Annotated in this window: 21 protein-coding genes; 10 read left to right on the top strand and 11 right to left on the bottom strand. The window is 38.5% G+C overall.

The window, feature by feature from the left end; translation table 11 throughout:
* Positions 1-21 precede the first annotated feature (21 nt).
* On the bottom strand, positions 22-501 hold the full coding sequence (locus EM808_RS06865) for a DUF456 domain-containing protein (protein ID WP_127737444.1): 480 nt from the start codon (positions 499-501) through the stop codon (positions 22-24).
* Positions 502-661: 160 nt separating this feature from the next.
* On the opposite strand from EM808_RS06865, the gene EM808_RS06860 reads away from it, so the two are divergent.
* From EM808_RS06860 to ispG, 3 genes are all read left to right on the top strand, one after another.
* Entirely contained in the window at positions 662-1,438 is a 777-nt protein-coding gene (locus tag EM808_RS06860) for a DUF1189 domain-containing protein (protein ID WP_127737443.1), read from the top strand.
* A 352-nt stretch (positions 1,439-1,790) separates the two neighbouring features.
* Entirely contained in the window at positions 1,791-2,120 is a 330-nt protein-coding gene (locus EM808_RS06855) for a LysM peptidoglycan-binding domain-containing protein (protein WP_127737442.1), read from the top strand.
* Between the two features lie 149 nt (positions 2,121-2,269).
* A complete protein-coding gene (gene ispG / locus EM808_RS06850) occupies positions 2,270-3,406 on the top strand; it encodes a flavodoxin-dependent (E)-4-hydroxy-3-methylbut-2-enyl-diphosphate synthase (protein ID WP_127737441.1) in 1,137 nt (378 codons plus the stop codon).
* A gap of 85 nt (positions 3,407-3,491) precedes the next feature.
* Here the strand turns inward: ispG and EM808_RS06845 are convergent, their stop codons facing one another.
* The 3 genes from EM808_RS06845 to EM808_RS06835 all read right to left on the bottom strand — a co-directional run bounded on the left by EM808_RS06845 (position 3,492) and on the right by EM808_RS06835 (position 7,605).
* Positions 3,492-4,889, bottom strand: coding sequence for a glycoside hydrolase family 1 protein (locus EM808_RS06845; RefSeq protein WP_285849497.1), 1,398 nt, complete (start codon positions 4,887-4,889; stop codon positions 3,492-3,494).
* Positions 4,890-4,946: 57 nt separating this feature from the next.
* Positions 4,947-6,824, bottom strand: a complete 1,878-nt coding sequence (locus tag EM808_RS06840; RefSeq protein WP_127737439.1) for a beta-glucoside-specific PTS transporter subunit IIABC — start codon at positions 6,822-6,824, stop codon at positions 4,947-4,949.
* A gap of 376 nt (positions 6,825-7,200) precedes the next feature.
* Positions 7,201-7,605, bottom strand: a complete 405-nt coding sequence (locus EM808_RS06835; RefSeq protein ID WP_127737438.1) for a DUF308 domain-containing protein — start codon at positions 7,603-7,605, stop codon at positions 7,201-7,203.
* 187 nt (positions 7,606-7,792) lie between these two features.
* On the opposite strand from EM808_RS06835, the gene EM808_RS06830 reads away from it, so the two are divergent.
* Positions 7,793-8,365, top strand: a complete 573-nt coding sequence (locus EM808_RS06830; RefSeq protein ID WP_127737437.1) for a 5' nucleotidase, NT5C type — start codon at positions 7,793-7,795, stop codon at positions 8,363-8,365.
* A gap of 37 nt (positions 8,366-8,402) precedes the next feature.
* On the opposite strand, the gene EM808_RS06825 is transcribed toward EM808_RS06830, so the two are convergent.
* A complete protein-coding gene (locus tag EM808_RS06825) occupies positions 8,403-8,816 on the bottom strand; it encodes a Fur family transcriptional regulator (RefSeq protein ID WP_127737436.1) in 414 nt (137 codons plus the stop codon).
* A gap of 194 nt (positions 8,817-9,010) precedes the next feature.
* Between EM808_RS06825 and EM808_RS06820 the strand changes: the two genes are divergently transcribed.
* From EM808_RS06820 to EM808_RS06805, 4 genes are all read left to right on the top strand, one after another.
* A complete protein-coding gene (locus tag EM808_RS06820) occupies positions 9,011-9,268 on the top strand; it encodes a DUF2624 domain-containing protein (protein ID WP_127737435.1) in 258 nt (85 codons plus the stop codon).
* Between the two features lie 291 nt (positions 9,269-9,559).
* On the top strand, positions 9,560-10,426 hold the full coding sequence (locus EM808_RS06815) for a permease (RefSeq protein ID WP_127737434.1): 867 nt from the start codon (positions 9,560-9,562) through the stop codon (positions 10,424-10,426).
* Positions 10,427-10,438: 12 nt separating this feature from the next.
* Positions 10,439-11,290 (top strand): TIGR03943 family putative permease subunit, encoded by an 852-nt coding sequence (locus EM808_RS06810; protein ID WP_127737433.1) that lies wholly within the window; start codon positions 10,439-10,441, stop codon positions 11,288-11,290.
* Between the two features lie 108 nt (positions 11,291-11,398).
* Positions 11,399-11,725: a hypothetical protein gene (locus tag EM808_RS06805; RefSeq protein ID WP_127737432.1), complete on the top strand. Its 327-nt coding sequence runs from the start codon at positions 11,399-11,401 to the stop codon at positions 11,723-11,725.
* A 62-nt stretch (positions 11,726-11,787) separates the two neighbouring features.
* Here EM808_RS06805 and EM808_RS06800 read toward each other — a convergent pair whose 3' ends face one another.
* Complete coding sequence (locus tag EM808_RS06800) at positions 11,788-12,681, bottom strand: deoxyribonuclease IV (protein WP_127737431.1); 894 nt, start codon at positions 12,679-12,681, stop codon at positions 11,788-11,790.
* Between the two features lie 29 nt (positions 12,682-12,710).
* Complete coding sequence (locus EM808_RS06795; RefSeq protein ID WP_127737430.1) at positions 12,711-14,021, bottom strand: DEAD/DEAH box helicase; 1,311 nt, start codon at positions 14,019-14,021, stop codon at positions 12,711-12,713.
* A gap of 325 nt (positions 14,022-14,346) precedes the next feature.
* Between EM808_RS06795 and vrrA the strand changes: the two genes are divergently transcribed.
* Both vrrA and EM808_RS06785 read left to right on the top strand, forming a co-directional pair.
* Positions 14,347-14,955 carry a VrrA/YqfQ family protein gene (gene vrrA / locus EM808_RS06790; RefSeq protein ID WP_127737429.1) on the top strand — a complete coding sequence of 203 codons (609 nt, stop codon included), beginning with the start codon at positions 14,347-14,349 and terminating at the stop codon, positions 14,953-14,955.
* Between the two features lie 175 nt (positions 14,956-15,130).
* Entirely contained in the window at positions 15,131-16,072 is a 942-nt protein-coding gene (locus EM808_RS06785; protein ID WP_127737428.1) for a 4-hydroxy-3-methylbut-2-enyl diphosphate reductase, read from the top strand.
* 42 nt (positions 16,073-16,114) lie between these two features.
* Here EM808_RS06785 and EM808_RS06780 read toward each other — a convergent pair whose 3' ends face one another.
* From EM808_RS06780 to rpoD, 4 genes are all read right to left on the bottom strand, one after another.
* Positions 16,115-17,230, bottom strand: coding sequence for a Nif3-like dinuclear metal center hexameric protein (locus EM808_RS06780; RefSeq protein ID WP_127737427.1), 1,116 nt, complete (start codon positions 17,228-17,230; stop codon positions 16,115-16,117).
* Positions 17,217-17,936, bottom strand: coding sequence for a tRNA (adenine(22)-N(1))-methyltransferase (locus tag EM808_RS06775; RefSeq protein ID WP_127737426.1), 720 nt, complete (start codon positions 17,934-17,936; stop codon positions 17,217-17,219). Before EM808_RS06775 ends, EM808_RS06780 begins: the two co-directional genes overlap by 14 nt.
* A gap of 150 nt (positions 17,937-18,086) precedes the next feature.
* Positions 18,087-18,635: an LTA synthase family protein gene (locus EM808_RS06770; RefSeq protein ID WP_127737425.1), complete on the bottom strand. Its 549-nt coding sequence runs from the start codon at positions 18,633-18,635 to the stop codon at positions 18,087-18,089.
* Positions 18,636-18,749: 114 nt separating this feature from the next.
* Entirely contained in the window at positions 18,750-19,874 is a 1,125-nt protein-coding gene (gene rpoD, locus EM808_RS06765; protein ID WP_127737424.1) for an RNA polymerase sigma factor RpoD, read from the bottom strand.
* Positions 19,875-19,885 lie beyond the last annotated feature (11 nt).

The following is a 19,885-nucleotide window of genomic DNA, read 5'->3' as shown; positions in this document are numbered from 1 at the left end:
TAGCCTTCTTCCTTCTATTAATTAAATGGCAACAAGGAAGTAGACAATCATAATTGTTTGAATGAGTCCTTTTGCTGCAACGCTTCCTAAAAAACCGACTAGTGAACCGACACCTGCCTTAAGGGCTGCTTTCCAATGCGATTTATTAACGAGTAACTCTGCGATCACCGCTCCTACAAATGGACCAATTAATATACCTGCAACTGGAATGAGAAACGGGCCTGCTAAGAGACCTATCGTACTCCCCCATATACCTGCTTTGGACCCGCCGTATTTCTTAACACTGATTAAGTTTGTCATATAGTCAGCGATAAATAATAAGATGACGAACACTCCTTGAACGATCCAGAACAACAATGAAAATTCCTGGAAGGTAAAGAACAGTCCATAAAGCAAAAAACCTCCAATAATAAATATAACGCTTGGAATAATTGGGTATACCAATCCTATATACGCTACAATAAATAGTGCTACAATTATTACCCAGTAGATGATATCCATCGTTCGCCTCCTCAAAATGATTTACATGAAAAGAAGTAATGTTTCCATTCTTATCATATGTTTAACATAGTTTTTTTCGTGAATCAACGGCTTATACTTGTATATGCATTTAGGCAAAGATAAAATAAGGAGTGAATCTTTATAAGGGTGTGTCAATTGAATGAATATTTTTAAGCAATTTTATCGGAGCCTCTATTCACCAAAAGATATAGCAAGCTTCCGAACTCAAGGGATTTGGAAAACAATCGCATACTTGCTCATCCTGTCTATTGTTACCTCCATTCCTACCATCTATTATTTGAACAAGGGCATGAATGACGGAATACATACATTGGCTTCCACAATGGAAGAGGATGTCCCAGATTTCCGAATCGAAGACAATTCTCTTCATTCAGAATTAAAGGAGCCTAAAGTAATCAATAAAGAGGATTTAACAATTATCATTGATTCAACAGGGACCTACAATGAAAAGAATATTAGCTCCTCTGGCAATACTGTTGCACTCCTTCAAAAAGAGTTTGTAATTGTAACAGCAGGGCAGGCACAGTCGTTTGAATATTCCTATTTTGGAAATATAACTGCCACTAAAAGCGACCTGACGGATCTTGCCCAATACTTCGATTCTATAATACCAATGCTAACAGCCATAATGGCCGTCGTCTTTTTTATTTTCCTAGCTGCTTCAAAAGTAATTGAAGCCTTTATTCTTGCTATTTTTGGCACCTTCTTCGCAAGGATTTTAGGGAAAGGTATAACCTATAAGGAGACTTGGAAAATCACAGTTTACAGTATGACAATTCCGACTCTGTTCTTCTTTATTATGGACAGCCTAGAAACGAACGTACCGAATGGCAGCCTTCTCAGCTGGTTCATTACGATATTTATCGTTTTCCTATCCATAAAAGAAATAGAAACAAAAACACCAATAAAAGAATAATTACTAGACTTATACCCAAATTCAACTTGCTCTAATAATACGGAGCAAGTTTTTTTTGTATCAAAATCTACTATTTACAAGAAATGATAGAAGAAAGAAAGCCTAAGTGATAGAACTTTTCTTAAGATTTAGGCGCAGGGTCGAAACTTCTTTATGTGTAGTAAATTCACGGAATGAAGGGTCAGTCCCTGACATATCAGCACATTGTTCCCCTTTTCGAAAAGAATTATATAGCAATGTAAATGAATCCTCTTAAAAAGTTAACTGCTTGGAAAAAATGATAGAAAAAAGGTTCTACCATTTTTTCTTTATGCATATTCTTTACTATAAACCATTACAGGAGGAACTCGATATGAAAAGGCTCTTCACTATTTTTATTTGTCTATTGACAATCTACGTTATCTACTATGATTTAAATCACGGTACATTAAATGTAAAAGAAGAGCCTTCCATCGAGGTTCAAGCTGCTTCCTCTGATTCTGCTAACACAGGATATTTCGAGCATGAGGTAAAAGCAGGAGAAACGGTATTGACGATTATGGAGAAAGAGACAACCAAAACTCTCCCTGTCAGCATTGATACACTAATTGAAGACTTCAAGCAATTAAATAAAGGAGTTTCTCCAGAGGATATCCAAGTAGGAAAATCATATACTTTTCCTGATTACAGTAATCACCAATAAAAAGTCCGATTGCAATTTTCCAGTTGTTAAAATCAGCAAGTTTCTTGTCAATATAAGTATTTCATTGTTACAATAGGAATGTACTTTTGAATTTATTTGAGAATCAAGTTATTTTTAGGTTCTCCAATTATTAAAGGAGCGAATCACCATTGAGTGAAATTATACATCGTACTAAAACCCGACCAATAAAAGTTGGCAATTTGACAATTGGCGGAAACAATGAAGTTGTTATCCAAAGTATGACCACAACGAAAACACATGATGTGGAAGCTACAGTTGCAGAAATTAATCGACTTGAAGAAGCTGGATGCCAAATTGTCCGTGTTGCTTGTCCTGATGAGCGTGCAGCAAATGCAATTGCAGAAATAAAAAAGAGAATTAACATCCCGCTTGTTGTTGATATTCATTTTGATTATCGCCTTGCATTAAAAGCAATTGAGGGTGGCGCTGACAAAATCAGAATTAACCCTGGTAATATCGGAAAAAGGGAAAAGGTTGAAGCAGTTGTTAAAGCTGCAAAAGCAAAAGGGATTCCAATTCGTATTGGAGTAAACGCCGGGTCTCTTGAGAAAAGAATTCTTGAGAAATACGGATACCCAACAGCAGACGGTATGGTAGAAAGTGCTCTGCATCATATTAAAATATTAGAAGACCTTGACTTCCATAACATTATCGTTTCGATGAAGGCTTCTGATGTTAACCTTGCAATTGAAGCATATGAAAAGGCTGCAAAAGCTTTTGATTATCCACTTCACCTTGGGATTACTGAATCAGGTACCTTGTTTGCAGGAACTGTAAAAAGCGCAGCAGGATTAGGTGCTATTCTTAGCAAAGGAATCGGAAACACGGTTCGTATTTCCTTAAGTGCAGACCCTGTTGAAGAAGTAAAGGTTGCCCGTGAGCTACTTAAATCATTCGGATTATCTGCAAATGCAGCTACATTGATTTCTTGTCCGACATGCGGACGGATTGAGATTGACCTAATTTCCATTGCAAATGAAGTAGAAGAATATATTTCTACAATTAAAGCACCTATTAAAGTAGCCGTGCTAGGCTGTGCTGTTAACGGTCCTGGTGAGGCGAGAGAGGCTGATATCGGCATTGCTGGAGCTAGAGGCGAAGGCTTGCTATTCCGCAAAGGAAAAATCGTCCGTAAGGTGCCAGAGGAAACAATGGTAGAGGAATTGAAAAAAGAAATTGACGCTATTGCCGAAGAGTATTTTGCTAAAAAAGCGGCGGAGGAAGCGGAAGAACAACAAAAGAAGCAGGATTTACTTTCACAATAATTTACGAAATAAACCCCAATCGATTTTGATTGGGGTTTTTACTACAAAACAACCCCTTAGCAATTCGCTAAGGGGTTGTTTTTTTTTACAGTGATTCGCCGTTTGTTTCAATTACTTCTTTATACCAATGGAAGCTCTTCTTCTTAATACGGTTATTAGTACCTTTACCCTCACTGTCTCTGTCAACGTAAATATAGCCGTAGCGTTTTCTAAGTTCAGCTGTAGATGCGCTCACAAGGTCGATTGGTCCCCAGGAAGTATAGCCGATTAGTTCGACTCCATCCTCAATTGCTTCTCGCACCTCTTCAAGATGGCTTTGCAGATAGTCAATACGATAATCATCTTCCACAGTTCCATCCGTGCTTAGTGTATCGACTGCGCCTAGTCCATTCTCGACAATAAACAGCGGTTTTTGATATCTGTCATGAAGCTGATTTAAGACAATTCGCAATCCCTTAGGGTCAATTTGCCAACCCCATTCAGATGATGCCAAATACGGGTTTTTAACACCTTCTAGCAGGTTTCCGCTCGTTTTCTGATGCTCTGGATCTGTGCTGGCAACAAACGACATATAATAGCTGAAGCCGATATAATCGACTGTGCCGTCTTTAAGGAGCTGCTCATCGCCTTCCTCCATAACAATTTCAATATTATTGTCACGGAAAAAGCGCTTCATGTATCCAGGATAGCTGCCTCTTGCCTGAACATCAGAGAAGAATAAAGTCTGACGGTCTTGCTGCATTGCTGCAAACATATCCTCAGGCTTAGATGTATATGGATATGTTACCATGGAAGCAATCATACAACCGATCTGAGAGCCAGGAATAATCTCATGTCCTGCTTTAACAGCAAGTGCACTTGCAATAAACTGGTGATGTGCGCCTTGATATTGAGCATTCTTTTGATTTTCTCCTTCTTCAAACAACAGTCCGCCACCTGTAAATGGTGCATGAAGAATAACGTTGATTTCATTGAATGTCATCCAGTATTTCACTTTATCTTTATAACGTGTGAAAACCGTTCTTGCAAAGTGTTCATAAAACTCAACAACTTTACGGTTTTTCCAGCCGCCATAGTTTTTCACTAAAGCCAAAGGCATTTCATAATGTGAGATTGTTACTACAGGCTCGATATTGTATTTCTTCAGTTCATCAAATAAATTATCATAAAACGCTAAGCCTTTTTCATTTGGCTCTGTTTCATCGCCATTTGGGAATATTCTCGTCCAAGCAATCGATAGACGGAAAGCTTTAAAGCCCATTTCCGCAAAAAGGGCGATATCTTCTTTATATTTATGATAAAAATCGATGCCATCATGATATAAATTGTAAGCAGTCATTGATTCATCTGGCGGGCTCATAATTCCATACGGAGAGACGTCTGCTGTAGACAATCCTTTTCCGTCTGCTTTATATGCACCCTCAAGCTGGTTAGCAGCTACTGCACCGCCCCATAAGAAACCTTCTGGAAATCTTTTTCCCATTTTATTCACCTCTTCGTTGTATTAAGAAGGGACCATATTTAGGTCCCTTTTTCTTACTTAAACTACAGTCAAGTCAAGCACTGCATCATTAGAGCTTGTTTGGCCACTCTTAAGTGGTGTTACATCTTTATACTCCATTGTGTTTGTAATAACAACAGGCGTGATTGTGTCAAAGCCTGCTTTCTTTAATGCATCAATATCAAAGGAAGTGATTTTGTCTCCGACTTTGACAGCATCTCCTTCTTTCATATGTGCTGTAAAGTGCTCACCGTCAAGCTGAACTGTATCTAATCCGACATGGATAAGGATCTCTGCTCCTTTATCACTTGTAATACCGATAGCATGCTTTGTTTTGAAAAGCGTTGTAATTACACCATTTACTGGAGAAAGAACTTCCCCTTTTTCTGGGATGATAGCAATCCCTTTCCCCATAATTTCTTGAGCGAATGTTGGATCATTCACTTCGCTTAATGAAACTGCTTTTCCTACGATTGGGCTTAAAATCTGTTCTGAGACAATACTTGCTTCTTTCGTTGCAGCAGCTTCTGCTTCTGCATCTTGAGTCTGCTCTTCTGAATTCTCTGCTGGAACATCTTCAAAACCAATTAGATATGCCGCAACTGCTGCTGCAACAAACGCGATTGCCATACCGATAAGAGCGTTTACAAAGTTAAGTCCTGGTCCAATGAATGATGTAACCCCTGGAATACCTGCACTACCACCCATGATATATGCTGCAACTTTTGTGATTCCTAAATATGCACCACCGACTGCACCACCAATAAGTGCCGCGATAAATGGCTTTTTAAGACGAACGTTAACACCATACATAGCTGGTTCTGTTACACCCATTAATCCTGTTACACTGACAGAATAAGAAAGTGATTTGAATTTTTTGTTTTTCGTTTTCATTGCAACTGCAAAGGCAGCTCCAGCTTGCCCCATATTCGCTAGGAACATTGCCGGCATTAAATAGTCAAAACCGTTAACTGTAACATTGTTAATCATGATTGGCACTAATGCGTAGTGCATTCCAGTCATGATGATAAGCGAGAATGAACCTGCAAGAAGGATCATCGCAAATAGTCCTGCATTATCAAATAAGAAGTTGATTCCTCCAGATAGATATTCACCTAGAATGGCTCCAAGCGGTCCAACTGTAATCAATGTAACCGGAACAACAACTAATAATGTAACACTTGGTACTACGATAAGTTTTAAAGATGCATGTGTAACTTTATCAATCCATCTTTCCACATAAGAAGCAATCCAAATTGCTAACAGAATTGGAATAACTGTTGATGAATAAGTAGCAATTGTTACAGGCAGCCCGATAAAGGAAATTGGTTCACCTGCAGTGAATAATGCTGTTAAATCAGGATGCAGTATTGCTGCACCAATTGCTGCGGCAACGAACATATTGCTTCCAAATTTTCGTGCAGCACTTACAGCTAATATAATTGGCAAGAAGTAAAACGCACCGTCACCAACTGCTGTTAATATGATGTATGTTTGACTTGTATTAGAAAGCCAACCTAAAGCTACAAGAATTGCTAATATACCTTTGATCATACCTGCTCCAGCAATTGCTGGAAGTATTGGAGTAAACACACCTGAAATGACATCAAATACAGCACTTATCGGATTTTTCTTTTGACCAGAAGATCCGCCGCTCGTTTTTTCTCCACTTAATTTACTGTTATCAATAATTCCTTTATAAACCTTCGGAACATCATTTCCAATAATAATTTGGAATTGGCTTCCGCTAATATTTGTACCCATAACACCTTCAAGCGCCTCTATTTGAGGACGGTTTGCTTTGCTGTTGTCTTTTAAGTTAAAGCGCAATCTTGTCATACAGTGAATGACATTATCTACGTTCTCTTCACCGCCAACTTGTTGCAAAATATCCTTTGATAATTTATTATAATCCATGATAGTACCTCCTATTTTTAGGGGAAAATATTATTTTTTGCATGAGCTGTATGTGGGTGGCCGCCCATTTACAGCTTTTTTATTTACCTTTTTGTTTCTGCTTTTTACATCCCTCCAGCTTTAACTCCATAAAAAAAACCTAAACTGCGCCCTGGAATAAGGATATACTATCCCCATTGATCAAGAACGTAGTTTAGGTTTTGCCTGCTTATCAGTAACAATCCTAAAGCGGTTTCATTAAGTTTTATAAGCTAAATTTAACACGCTCTAAAATCATTGTCAACGCTTTCTATAAAAAATATTATAATTTTTTTCATATAAAAAAACCGGCAGCTTCCTTTTAAAGCTGCCGGCATGTTACTGCTATAGGGTTTCCTTAGAAGAACGGTGCTATAAATATGCCAATGATGATGGACAATGCTCCAAGCGCAATCGCCCAAGATCCAAGCGTAACTGCACCGCGTCTGCGTGCTACAAATCCTACAACAATCCCGACGATACCTAATATGATTGGCATCACAAACAGGGAGATAATCGAGATAATCAGTGCTGTAATACCGATTCCTCTTCCATTGCTTTGTGTATGCTCCCTACGATCTGTGGTGGCCATTCTGGCTTCTTCATTCGTCGTTTCCACTCTCTGACGAATCGGGACACTTGTGTTAAAAGGCATTGGATTGACAATCTCTGCAGATGTCTCTTCCATATAATCAGTTGTACGTGAATCGTCTTGCTCTCTATCGATGCGATTCTTTTCTTCATTGCTATTGTAGTCTGCCATGATCATTCCCTCGCTTTCTATAATAGGAGCATTTATTATAATGGCCAAAACAGCAAGTATTATAAGTGTAAAAGCTTGGCAGCAATTTTTTGGGGAGTTATGACTTTCTCCTTGTCCGTATCTTTGTTAAGCTTAAGGAAAGGATTTTATAGAAACCTTCGTGAAAACCACATAAAAAGGAGTACATATGAAAAAATTACGATTTGGGATTGATATTGACGGCACTGTCACTAGTCCAGATACCTTCGTTCCCTATTTAAATGAAAGCTTTCAGTTAAATATTACGCTTGATGATATTAAGGAATACGATTTATACCCTCTTGTTTCTGTTTCACATGAGGAATTTGACAAATGGTTTATTGATAATGAGCCGCGAATTTATACTGCTTCCCCTCTTGCAGAAGGGGCTAATATTGTTTTAAGCAGCTGGGCAGGTAAGCATGAGCTGTATTTTATCAGTGCCAGAGGCAAGCATCTGCTTGATGTTACGAAGGAATGGTTTGTTCATAACGGTATTTCCTATGATCATATAGAATTAATTGGTACACATCATAAAATAGCTGCTGTTAAACAATACGAGGTCGATATCTTTTTTGAGGATAAGCATGATAATGCAGTAATGATACATAAGGAATGTGGCATTCCTGTCTTATTATTTGATACACCTTACAACAGAGACCCGATACCTGAAGGAGTCATCCGAGTGACAAGCTGGCAGGAAGCCTCTGATTGGGTTGAAAATTGGATGAAAACAAAATAATTACAAAAAAAATCTACTGTTCTGTACAGTAGATTTTTTATTGGACACATTCCGGACATCTTCCGTAAATTTCAAATTTATGGCCAGACACGTCGTATCCTTTTAGATTGTCTGTCAGTTCTGCCATTGGGCATGTAATAATTTCCTTCGTTTTTCCGCATTCTAAACAAATAAAATGGTGATGATGGTGATGGTGAGAGCAAGTAAAGCGAAAATGCTTTTCACCATTTAATTCTGTCATCTCAAAAATATTTAGATCAACAAAAAGGGATAGGTTGCGGTATATGGTGTCGAAGCTTAAGCCAGGATAATCATTTTTCAGAGCATCAAGTACATCTTTAGCTGTTATATATTTATTTTTTGCCGCAAACAGCTCTAACATATCTTCTCTTTTCCCTGTATGCTTATAGCCCTCTTCCTTCAGTATGTCCAACGCTTGTGCAACATTCAACTGTGACACCTCCCAATTTCTGGAATATATATAGTAATCGTTACGATTTAATTAATACTTTATCTAAAATAGTATACAAGAATGCCCTATAATTGTAAAGTTACCGCCTCTTTAGATAAATCAATTTAATTTTTTTCAAATTTTCATGACACATTTTCGCCTAACATTCATATGTTAGAATGGGGAGTGATGACATGAAAATTTTTGAAAATATAATAAACCACAAAATCCATACGATTACACCTACAGAACTGCTGAAATACAGCAAACAGTTTAAAATACCTATTTCAGACACAGAATCAGAAAAACTCGCACAACACTTGAACAGCAAAAAGGTCAATATCTTTAATCCAACTGAAAGAGCTCAACTAATTAGAGAGCTTGCCACCATTACAAGTCCAGCCACTGCAAAGGAAGTTAATAACTTGTTCAACCTGTTCGCAAAACAATAGTCTTAATCAAAAGCCTCTTTTTTCTATCCAGAGAAAAGGGGCTTTTGTCTTTTCAAAAAAGGATAATGTCTATACCCATAAAACAGGCACGACCAAGTCATGCAGCGTTAGTTAACTTCACCCATTTAACAAAAACCTGTAAAAAACCCACTATCCTCTAAAAAAATGATAACCGTTCTGCTTGTCATAATTTCTTGTATTTCTCATCTTTTTTTCATCTGGCTATGCTAAAGTTTGTCCTTGGACAAGAATTACTTGTCTTATTTTTTGGAAGTTAAAAGGAGCAATAATATGAATATGGAATCATTACTGCAATTAAACACCATTTTTATAAGCATTGTTATAGAAGCTCTGCCATTTATTCTTATTGGTGTTATCTTCTCCGGTATTATTCAAGTTTTTATTTCAGAAGAAATGATTGCGAAGCTTATGCCAAAAAATACTATCTTGGCTATACTAGTCGCCTCTCTTTTAGGCGCTATCATTCCTGCGTGCGAATGTGGGATTATCCCCATAACAAGAAGGCTTATTCTTAAAGGTGTGTCCGTTCCTGCTGCGGTTGCATTTATGATCACTGGACCAATCATTAATCCAATCGTTCTCTTTTCGACCTATATTGCATTTGGAAACAGCTGGAGCATGGTCCTACACCGTGGTTTATTGGCTATACTTGCTTCCATTATCATTGGCATCTTCCTCCAATTTATTGTGAAGGATTCACCATTAAAATCAACAGACAGCCATGCTGCTCATTATCATTCCTTTTCAGAAAAAATTTCTGCCATGCTGAAACACTCCATTGATGAGTTTTTTTCTGTCGGAAAATATTTAGTAGCAGGATCACTTATAGCTGCACTTGTACAAACAACCATTAAAACATCAACACTTGTTTCCATTGGGAATGGTACTGTCTCCTCCCATGTAGTGATGATGGGGCTTGCATATGTTTTAAGCCTTTGCTCACAAGCAGATGCTTTTATTGCGGCAAGCTTTCGAGGCAGCTTCTCAACAAGCTCGATTCTCGCTTTCCTGCTCTTTGGACCGATGCTTGATATTAAAAACACAATGATGCTGTTAAGTACATTTAAAGCAAAATTTGTTGCTGTGTTATGTACAGCAATTACCGTTACTGTGCTAGTTTTGACATTAGTTTTTTAAGGAGGCATGTAAATGTTTCGGATTTTTGTATTAATCGGGTTCACATACCTTTTTTTCCATCTGCATGCTTCTGGTGATATTTCTAAATATATCAATATGAAGTACTCGTATATATCTGAATCTGCAATTTATATCTTTATTCTGTTTACGTTGATTTCCCTTTATTTTTATATAAAAGGAGACAAGCATGAACATGAGCACGGACATAATTGTGGCGTGGATTGCGGACATGATCATGCCCACGAGGAAAATAGTTGGTGGAAAAGAGGGTTTGCTTTTCTTATTATGCTTACGCCTGTTTTGACAGGACTGTTTTTGCCTGTTGCCACACTTGATTCAAATATCGTAGAAAAAAAAGGGCTGTTTTTCCCAGTTTATGACGAAGGGGACGAATACAGCCAGCACCAGTTTCTTCAACCTGATACAAGCAGCTATTACGGCAAGGAAGGCTATTCTGAGGTGATGGATAAGGGCCTAAAAAAATTAAACAAAGAAGACTCCATCACTTTAGAGGGCGATACCTTTTTGAATGACCTTGAAACAGTCTATAATTATCCAGGTGAGTTCATGGGGGAAGAAATGACATTGACAGGCTTCGCCTATAAGGATAATGAGCTGGCACCTAACCAAGCATTTCTGCTCCGTTTTGGGATTATTCATTGTATTGCCGATTCAGGGGTATACGGTATCATGCTTGATTTACCAGACGACTTAAAAACCAGCAATGACGAATGGCTACAAATAACCGGAACCATCGATTCGATGTATTATCAACCATTCAAAAAGACAATACCTGTCTTGAAAGTAACAAAATGGGAAAAGGTTTCAGAGCCTAATGATCCATATGTGTATCGACAAAATTAACAAAAAGCAAAGACCACATTTGTAGTCTTTGCTTTTTGTTATTAATGTCAGAAATATCAGTATTTTATGTTATAATAAAATAAGAAGGAAATATTTAGGGGGGATTTAATGAAATATGGTAAGTTTCTCATTCTTACATTTGCAGTTATCCTTGTTGAATTTGGTATTTCTTTGCTTCTTGTACAAAAATATAATCTCCTGTTACTCGATTCCATCTTTTATGTTGGCTTAGTCTTTTCTTTACTGTTTATCTTCTTTTCAAGCACTGGAGGACTTTTCACTAACTATAGTGAAATGAGAACAGCAACAAGCACTCTAGGATTTAAAAACAGCTATAAATTAAAAAGGACCTTAGGCAGACTTTCCATTAATTGCTTCAACGTCGGCTCCTTTTTATTTTTTCTCATTGGACTTGCAGCAGCCTTTTCCCTTTGATTCACTCTGCTAGATAAAATAAGAAGGACCTTTTCCGCTTGTGGGAAATGGTCCTTCTTATTTTATCCTTTTAGAATTTCATCTAATAAGTTTTCATTGAATGTTTTGCTTTTTAGCATTTCAATTTCATGCATATATGGAGCTTTTTTGTTATTCTTATCTTCCCCGACAAATGGTGTCTCAAGGATTTTCGGAATATCTACTAGCTGTGGATGATGAACGATTTTGCTTAATGCATCAAAACCAATATGACCAAAGCCAATGTTTTCATGACGGTCCTTTTTCATCCCTACAGCATTTTTGCTGTCATTGATATGAAGCACTTTCAGCTTATCCAAGCCGATAATGCGGTCGAACTCATCAAGAACTCCATCAAAATCCTCGACAATATTATAACCAGCATCATGTGTATGGCATGTGTCAAAGCAGACAGACAGCTTGTCACTATGTGTGACACCATCCATGATCATCGCTAGTTCCTCGAAAGTCTTTCCGCATTCTGATCCTTTTCCAGCCATTGTTTCAAGTGCGATTTGCAAATTCTCATTGCCTGTCAGCACTTCATTTAGACCTTCAATAATCCTCTTAATACCGATTTCCTCACCAGCGCCAACATGGGCACCTGGGTGTAGGACGATTTGTTTGGCACCAAGTGCTTCTGTTCGTTCAATTTCCGATCTTAAGAAATTAACACCGAGCTCGAATGTTGCAGGGTTTGTTGTATTGGCAACATTGATGATATATGGAGCATGAACGATGATATCTGCAATCCCGTTCTCCTGCATATGACGAAGCCCTGCTTCAATATTCAAGTCCTCTATTTTCTTGCGTCTGGTATTTTGGGGAGCACCTGTATAGATCATGAAAGTGTTAGCTCCGTAAGACAATGCCTCTTCACTTGCTGCAAGAAGCATTTTTTTGCCGCTCATGGAAACATGTGAACCTATTTTCACCATAATTTCTCTCTCCCTTCCCATTTAATTAATTATTTGTTTCGGCTTTTCAGACGTCTTTCACGCTTCTTGATGCTTTCCACTTGACGCTGCATTTTTTTCTTATAGCCTGGTTTTACTTTGTTCGGCTTCTTCACAAGTGATTTTGCTTTCGCATCAATTTCATCTGCTGAGCGTTGACGTTTTTTACGGCGGTTTCTATCTTCTATCTCGACCCATTCACCGTTTTTCAAATCGATGTTTTTAAATTCAATGCCAAGCTTTTCAAGCTGATTCAGCTTATCCTCATCCGCTTGTTCGTAAATCGTCAATGCGATACCTGAAGAACCAGCTCTTGCTGTTCTTCCAACACGGTGAACATAAAAATCTAAATCAGATGGCAGCTCATAGTTGATGACATGGCTGATTCCTTTAATGTCAATTCCTCTTGCAGCTAAATCAGTTGCAATAATGTATTGATATTCAAGATCTAAGATTTGCTTCATGACCTTTTTACGTTCGCGAGGTGTTAAGCCTCCATGGAGTCTAGCAACCTTAAGCCCTTTTCGGGAAAGACCTGTTGCTACCTCGTCACACATTTGCTTCGTATTCGTGAACACGATTGCCAAAAATGGGTTAAAAGTAGTTAACGCCTCATATACTGTCGCTACCTTGTCTCTATGCCTTGAAGGAAGAAGTACATGTTCAATTTTTGCTGCAGTTAGCTGTTTTGGCTCGACATGAACATACTTTGGATTTTCCAAATATTTCTTCAAGAATGGCTTTAGCTTTTCCGGAATTGTTGCAGAGAAAACAAAGATGCTCAAATTCTTCGGCATTCTTGCAGCAATTTGGTCCACATCTTCTATGAAGCCCATATCAAGCATTAAGTCTGCTTCATCGACGATTAGCATGGATGCTGTATGGACAAACAAGGCTTGCTCTTTCACAAGATCATTGATTCTACCAGGTGTTCCTACAACAATATGGGGCTGGCTTTTCAGCTTTTCAATCGCGCGCTGTTTATCCGTTCCTCCGATGAACAAACGGGAAGTAATAGCCTCTGGTGCGTGTTTTGTGATTTTAAGAATTTCCTGATGAATCTGTGTTGCAAGCTCCCTTGTTGGTGCAGTGATAACAGCTTGCACAGTGCTTTCCTGTGAAACAATTTTTTGGACAATTGGCAGTACGTAGGAATGGGTTTTACCTGTTCCTGTTTGAGATTGTCCAATCGCACTTTCGCCTTTTAAAATTAACGGAATTACCTTTTGCTGTATTTCAGTTGGTTCATAAAAGCCAAGCTCATCGACTGCGTTCAGGATGAACGGCTGTAATTCGTATTTATTGAATTTTGTTTTACTCATTTTTAAAACTCCTTTATGTTCAGGCAAGATAAAATTGCCGTGGCTTCACTAGTCCATCATATTATTATAATAAAAATCTCATAAAAACACCACTAAATCTAAGGAATAATGCCGAAAGCTGCCGAAATAACTAAAAAACTTCCTTTCTTTTCCCTACTTATCATCATTCTTTTTATTTTTCCTTATTTGCTATTTTTTATATCGCTTTAAATAAATCATATTTCTTTTTTGCTCTCCTCCGCTAAATCCTAAACAAGTGACAACTATATTGCATACACTAGTAGCGAGTGTGAATGTCAGGTAAATACAGAAAGGAGGCAGCAGCATGCCACCAAGATCGCGTATGCCGCAGCCAAGAGGCATGGGGGGAAGAATGATGCCGCAAGGCCCTGCTCCATATCCTTATCAAAGACAGATGATGGGAAGAAGCGGTGGAGCACCTGCCAGAAATGGAGGCGGAGGCATACTTTCCAAATTGCTTGGAGGGGGAAAAGGCGGAGACACAAATAGTGCGCAAAGAGGTTTAGGTGCCACATTCGGTGCAGGGACAAGAAATGCCGCAGCTGCAGGCGGAGGCGGAATCTTAAAAACATTGACAAATCCTGCTTCCATCAACGGTTTTCTTGCAAATTCACAAAAGTTTCTTTCTACAGCAAGCCAAGTTGGTCCGATGATAAGCCAGTATGGACCAATGGTGAGAAATATCCCGGCAATGTGGAAGCTCTACAAAGGCTTGAGTTCCTCTAGCAGTGATACAACGGAGAATGAAGCAAAGACAAAGACAAAGACTATCAATAGGACCGAAAACACAAAAACAGTTGGAGAAACAGCTGTATCAAGCAATGGCGGTGCCGTACCAACTGAAATTCCTGAGGCAACACCTGAAAGCGGTCCGCAAGAAGGCGGAGTCTCTGTTCCGAGAATGTATATTTAATCCTTTACAGACCCATGCCTTGGGTCTTTTTATTTTTTGTACTTTCTTCCAATCTCAATATTTTTGTCTTATTTTAATAAGTTTTATATAATAGAATATGATAAGATATCTTTTGAGTCCTTATAACTTATTCGTAATATTTTCGGATAAAGAGGTTTCTAGTGGGAGGATTACAATGAAAGTAATAAAAATTGCACCGCGCGGCTATTGCTATGGAGTAGTTGATGCCATGGTTATCGCACGTAATGCGGCTTTAGATAAAACATTACCACGTCCAATTTACATCCTTGGAATGATTGTTCACAATAAACATGTAACAGATGCCTTTGAAGAGGATGGTATTATTACATTAGACGGGAAAAACCGCAAGGACATCATTGAGAAGGTTGAAACAGGGACTGTCATTTTCACTGCACATGGTGTGTCACCAGAAATTAGAGAAATCGCCAAACAAAAAGGCCTTGTCACACTTGATGCAACTTGCCCAGATGTGACTAAAACACATGATTTAATTCGCGAAAAAGAAAAAGAAGGCTATTATATCATCTACATTGGAAAAAAAGGACATCCAGAACCAGAAGGTGCTGTTGGTGTTGCTCCACATGCGGTGAGCCTTGTTGAAACAGTACAGGATATTGAAAACCTTACGATAACAAACGAAAAAATCCTTGTAACAAATCAGACGACAATGAGCCAATGGGATGTCGCAGACTTAATGGACAGCATTAATTCAAAGTTCCCTCATGCAGAGTTCCATAAGGAAATCTGCCTTGCAACTCAAGTAAGGCAAGAAGCAGTTGCACAGCAGGCAGGCGAGGCAGATGTTCTTATTGTTGTTGGAGATCCAATGAGCAATAACTCCAACCGCCTTGCACAAGTGTCTGAGGAAATTGCCAGCACTCCAGCCTATCGTATTGCAGATGTTTCCGAGCTGAAATTGGAATGGCTTGAAAATGCTCAATCTGTTGCTGTTACAGCAGGTGCTTCAACACCAACACCAATCACAAAAGAAGTGATTGCCTTTTTAGAACAATATGAACCAGAAAATGAAGAAACATGGACTAGAGAAAAGAAGGTCCCATTAAACAAAATTCTTCCAAAAGTGAAGAAAAAATAATAAAAAGCGATGAAGAACCGCTGTTCTTCATCGCTTTTTATTTTATACAAACTGAAATGGGTCTGTATGAAGGCTAGATGGGAAAATATTAACCTTATAACCTCTTTCTTCACACATCGCTACGAGCTTGTATGCGACTCCCTTTTTCATAACCTTCTCGACATTATGTCCAGGGTCAACAATACTCAAGCCGAGTTCATTTGCGTCAATAGCAACATGGTAATACATATCACCTGTTACATATACATCCGCTCCTTTTCTAATTGCATGAGAAAAGTATTTATTGCCATCTCCGCCTAATACAGCAACCTTTTTAATCTTCTTCTTCATGTCTCCCACTACTCTAACAGCAGGGACATCAAGCCGCTTTTTGACATGTTCAGCAAACTCAGCTAAAGTCATCTCGTCTATTTTGCCGATTCTGCCAAGACCAAGCTGCTCACCCTTTTGTGCGACATCATAAATATCAAATGCAGGCTCCTCGTACGGAAGTGCTTTTTTAAGTTCCTTTAGTACGGTTTTTTCCAAGTTTTGAGGGTAAATAGTCTCAACCCTCATTTCATCGACTACCTCCAGCTTGCCTGGCTCCCCAATGAATGGATTAGAATCCTCTCCTGGTTTAAATTCCCCTTTACCTAATGCTGTGAAGCTGCAATGACTGTATTTCCCGATTGCTCCAGCTCCTGCATTGCCGAGTGCTTCCTTAACAGCTTCTGCGTGAACCACAGGAACATATGCTACTAGTTTTTTTAACTTTTCTTCATATGTAGGCACCAAAACCTCGCAATCTCTTAAACCCAATGCATCACTTAACAGGTCATTTACACCACCATTTGCCACATCTAAATTTGTATGTGCAGCATATACAGCAATATCATGCTTGATTAGCTTTTGCATAAGTCTTCCTGCAGGATTATCGGCTGTTATCTTTGTTAGGGGACGAAAAATCGGTGGATGGTGAGCAATAATCAAATCCGTTTTTAAAGATATCGCTTCATCAACTACTTTTTCAGTAACATCTAAAGCAATCATGACATTGTGAACAGGTCTGCTCAAATCGCCCACTTGAAGGCCTATTTTGTCCCCTTCCATTGCATAAGCCTTTGGTGAAAACTGCTCAAACAGCGATATAATTTCAAACCCATTAATTGCTTTCATTTCCGAGTACCTCCTGTACAAGTGCAATTTTCCATGATAGCTCCTGTCGTTTAGCAGCAGTTTCCTCTGTTTCATTAGCCGTTTCCAAGCGGCCAATGATTCTTTCCCAGTTTGCTTTTTCCATGCTCCACTTCTTTTGGAAGGCTTGATTTCTTTCTTTGCTTAAATAGGGACCAAGTAGAAGCTCTGCATCGATATGAGAAGAATAAGGTTTTTTCCCTTCGCCTCTTTCAGCAACAAGCACTTCATATATCTTATCGTCCTCTTCGATAATTTCTTCTGTCACTAAGGACCAGTCATTCTCCATAAGCCAAATCCTGATTGAATAGGCGCTAACATTGGGTTGAAGAACAAGTCGTTTAACAGAACGGAGCTTGTCCTTTCCATCATCCAAAATTGCCGCTATTAAAGAGCCTCCCATTCCAGCGATTGTGATGCAGTCTACTTCTCCATCATTAATGACTTCCAATCCATTTCCTTTCCTAACTGAAATAACATCTGAGAGGCCTTCATTTACGACCTGCTTCTGTGCAGATAGAAACGGCCCATCAACTACCTCTCCTGCAATTGCAAAGGAAGCTTTCTGTTTTTTCAGCATATAGCATGGCAAATAAGCATGGTCTGAGCCGATATCTGCGAATTTTGCTCCTGCCGGTATGTATTTTGCCACTGTTTCAAGACGATTAGATAATCTGTCTGTATTCATCCCTAACACCACATTTCATTGCTTTTTCTTGTACAAAGTTATTCTATTACCTATTTGTAACATAATTAATTTCAGAATTCCATAAGAACCACTATTTACCTTTTTATAATTCTTGCATTGGTAATCACGCTCTTTAAACACATTGTCGTTTTAGCGAAAAGACATAAAAACGAGGAGCACTATCATCAGAAAACCAATATAGGAGGATATCGAAAAATAAATGAGCTTAAATTTTCGTCCTACCCAAAACCAAATGATACAATTTATCGCTAAAATAATATATAAGAATATTATTTGTTCAGGAAAATATTCAAGTACAGCTTTAACACTGAACAGCAGGACAATAAAAGCCGCTACTGTTACGGGAATATCGTTTCCAAGACCCTTCACCTGATAATAGTAAATGCCTGCTGCAGAAATTATCAGAAAAATTAGTGAAATAGCCATTTGCAAAATGAAAGACAATTCAGTAAAATATAAGAAACCTACTGTAATTGGAATAAACAATAAAAAGATTGCACTGGAAATATAATGTTTTTGTTTTTGTTTTTCTTTTTGCTTTGGCAGCTCTTCCTCTTCTATTCTGTTGCCTTCTGTATAAAGGGTGAGCAAATAATCGCAGTAATGTTCCGGAAGCATTTTATTTTGTTTCCAATAAAGTATTTCTTGGATAATCACTGTTTTTCTATTATCCTCCATGAGCAGCACATCCATCCTTAATGTTAATACGGTTAAAAAAAAAGAAACAGTCACTCCTATTGTAAGAAGTAAACTATTTCTTGGCAATCATTACTTGAATTTAAACTTGCTCGCTTATTCTAAGAAATCTTTCAGTCTTTTGCTGCGGCTAGGATGTCTAAGCTTTCTAAGTGCTTTAGCTTCAATTTGGCGAATACGTTCACGCGTAACCCCAAATACTTTTCCGACTTCTTCAAGTGTTCTTGTACGTCCATCATCCAAACCAAAACGAAGTCTTAAGACATTTTCTTCACGGTCTGTTAATGTATCAAGAACATCTTCAAGCTGTTCTTTAAGAAGCTCATATGCTGCATGCTCTGATGGAGATGTTGCATCTTGGTCTTCAATGAAATCACCTAAATGAGAATCATCTTCTTCCCCGATCGGTGTTTCCAAGGAAACAGGCTCTTGTGCAATCTTTAAGATTTCTCTTACTTTATCTGGTGTAAGATCCATATCTTCTCCAATTTCTTCTGGAGTCGGTTCGCGGCCTAAGTCCTGAAGCAACTGACGCTGAACACGAATCAATTTGTTAATTGTTTCGACCATATGGACTGGAATACGAATTGTGCGGGCTTGGTCCGCAATTGCTCTTGTAATTGCCTGGCGAATCCACCATGTCGCATACGTACTGAATTTAAATCCTTTTTCGTAGTCGAATTTTTCAACTGCTTTGATTAGGCCCATATTACCTTCCTGAATCAAATCAAGGAACATCATTCCGCGGCCGACATAACGCTTCGCGATACTTACTACAAGTCTTAAGTTTGCTTCTGCAAGGCGTCGTTTTGCTTCTTCATCGCCTTCCATGATGCGCTTTGCCAATACAATTTCTTCTTTTGCGGAAAGTAGGTCTACACGACCAATTTCCTTTAAGTACATACGTACAGGGTCATTTATTTTAACGCCAGGAGGCACACTTAAATCATTAAGATCGAACTCTTCCTCGCCTTTTGCAAGCTCTTGAACATTCGGTGGCTCATCCTCGCCATCTCCAACAAGCTCTATTCCTTGATCACCTAATACTTCATAGAACTCATCCATTTGATGGGAGTCTAATTCAAAACTGGCTAATTTTTCTGCAATATCATCATATGCAAGCACCCCAGTTTTCTTTCCAACTTCTGTTAATTGTTCCTTTACCTGATCAAGGGTCAATTCCGTTTCAACCTCTTTTGAACGGGCTGACTTTTCAGCCATATGTCCCCCTC

Origin of the sequence: Niallia taxi (assembly GCF_004005475.1) — a bacterium.
In the GTDB taxonomy this organism is placed as follows: domain Bacteria; phylum Bacillota; class Bacilli; order Bacillales; family Cytobacillaceae; genus Niallia; species Niallia taxi.
The sequence above is the reverse complement of the archived record's forward strand: the minus strand, read 5'-3'. Positions and strand labels throughout refer to the sequence as shown.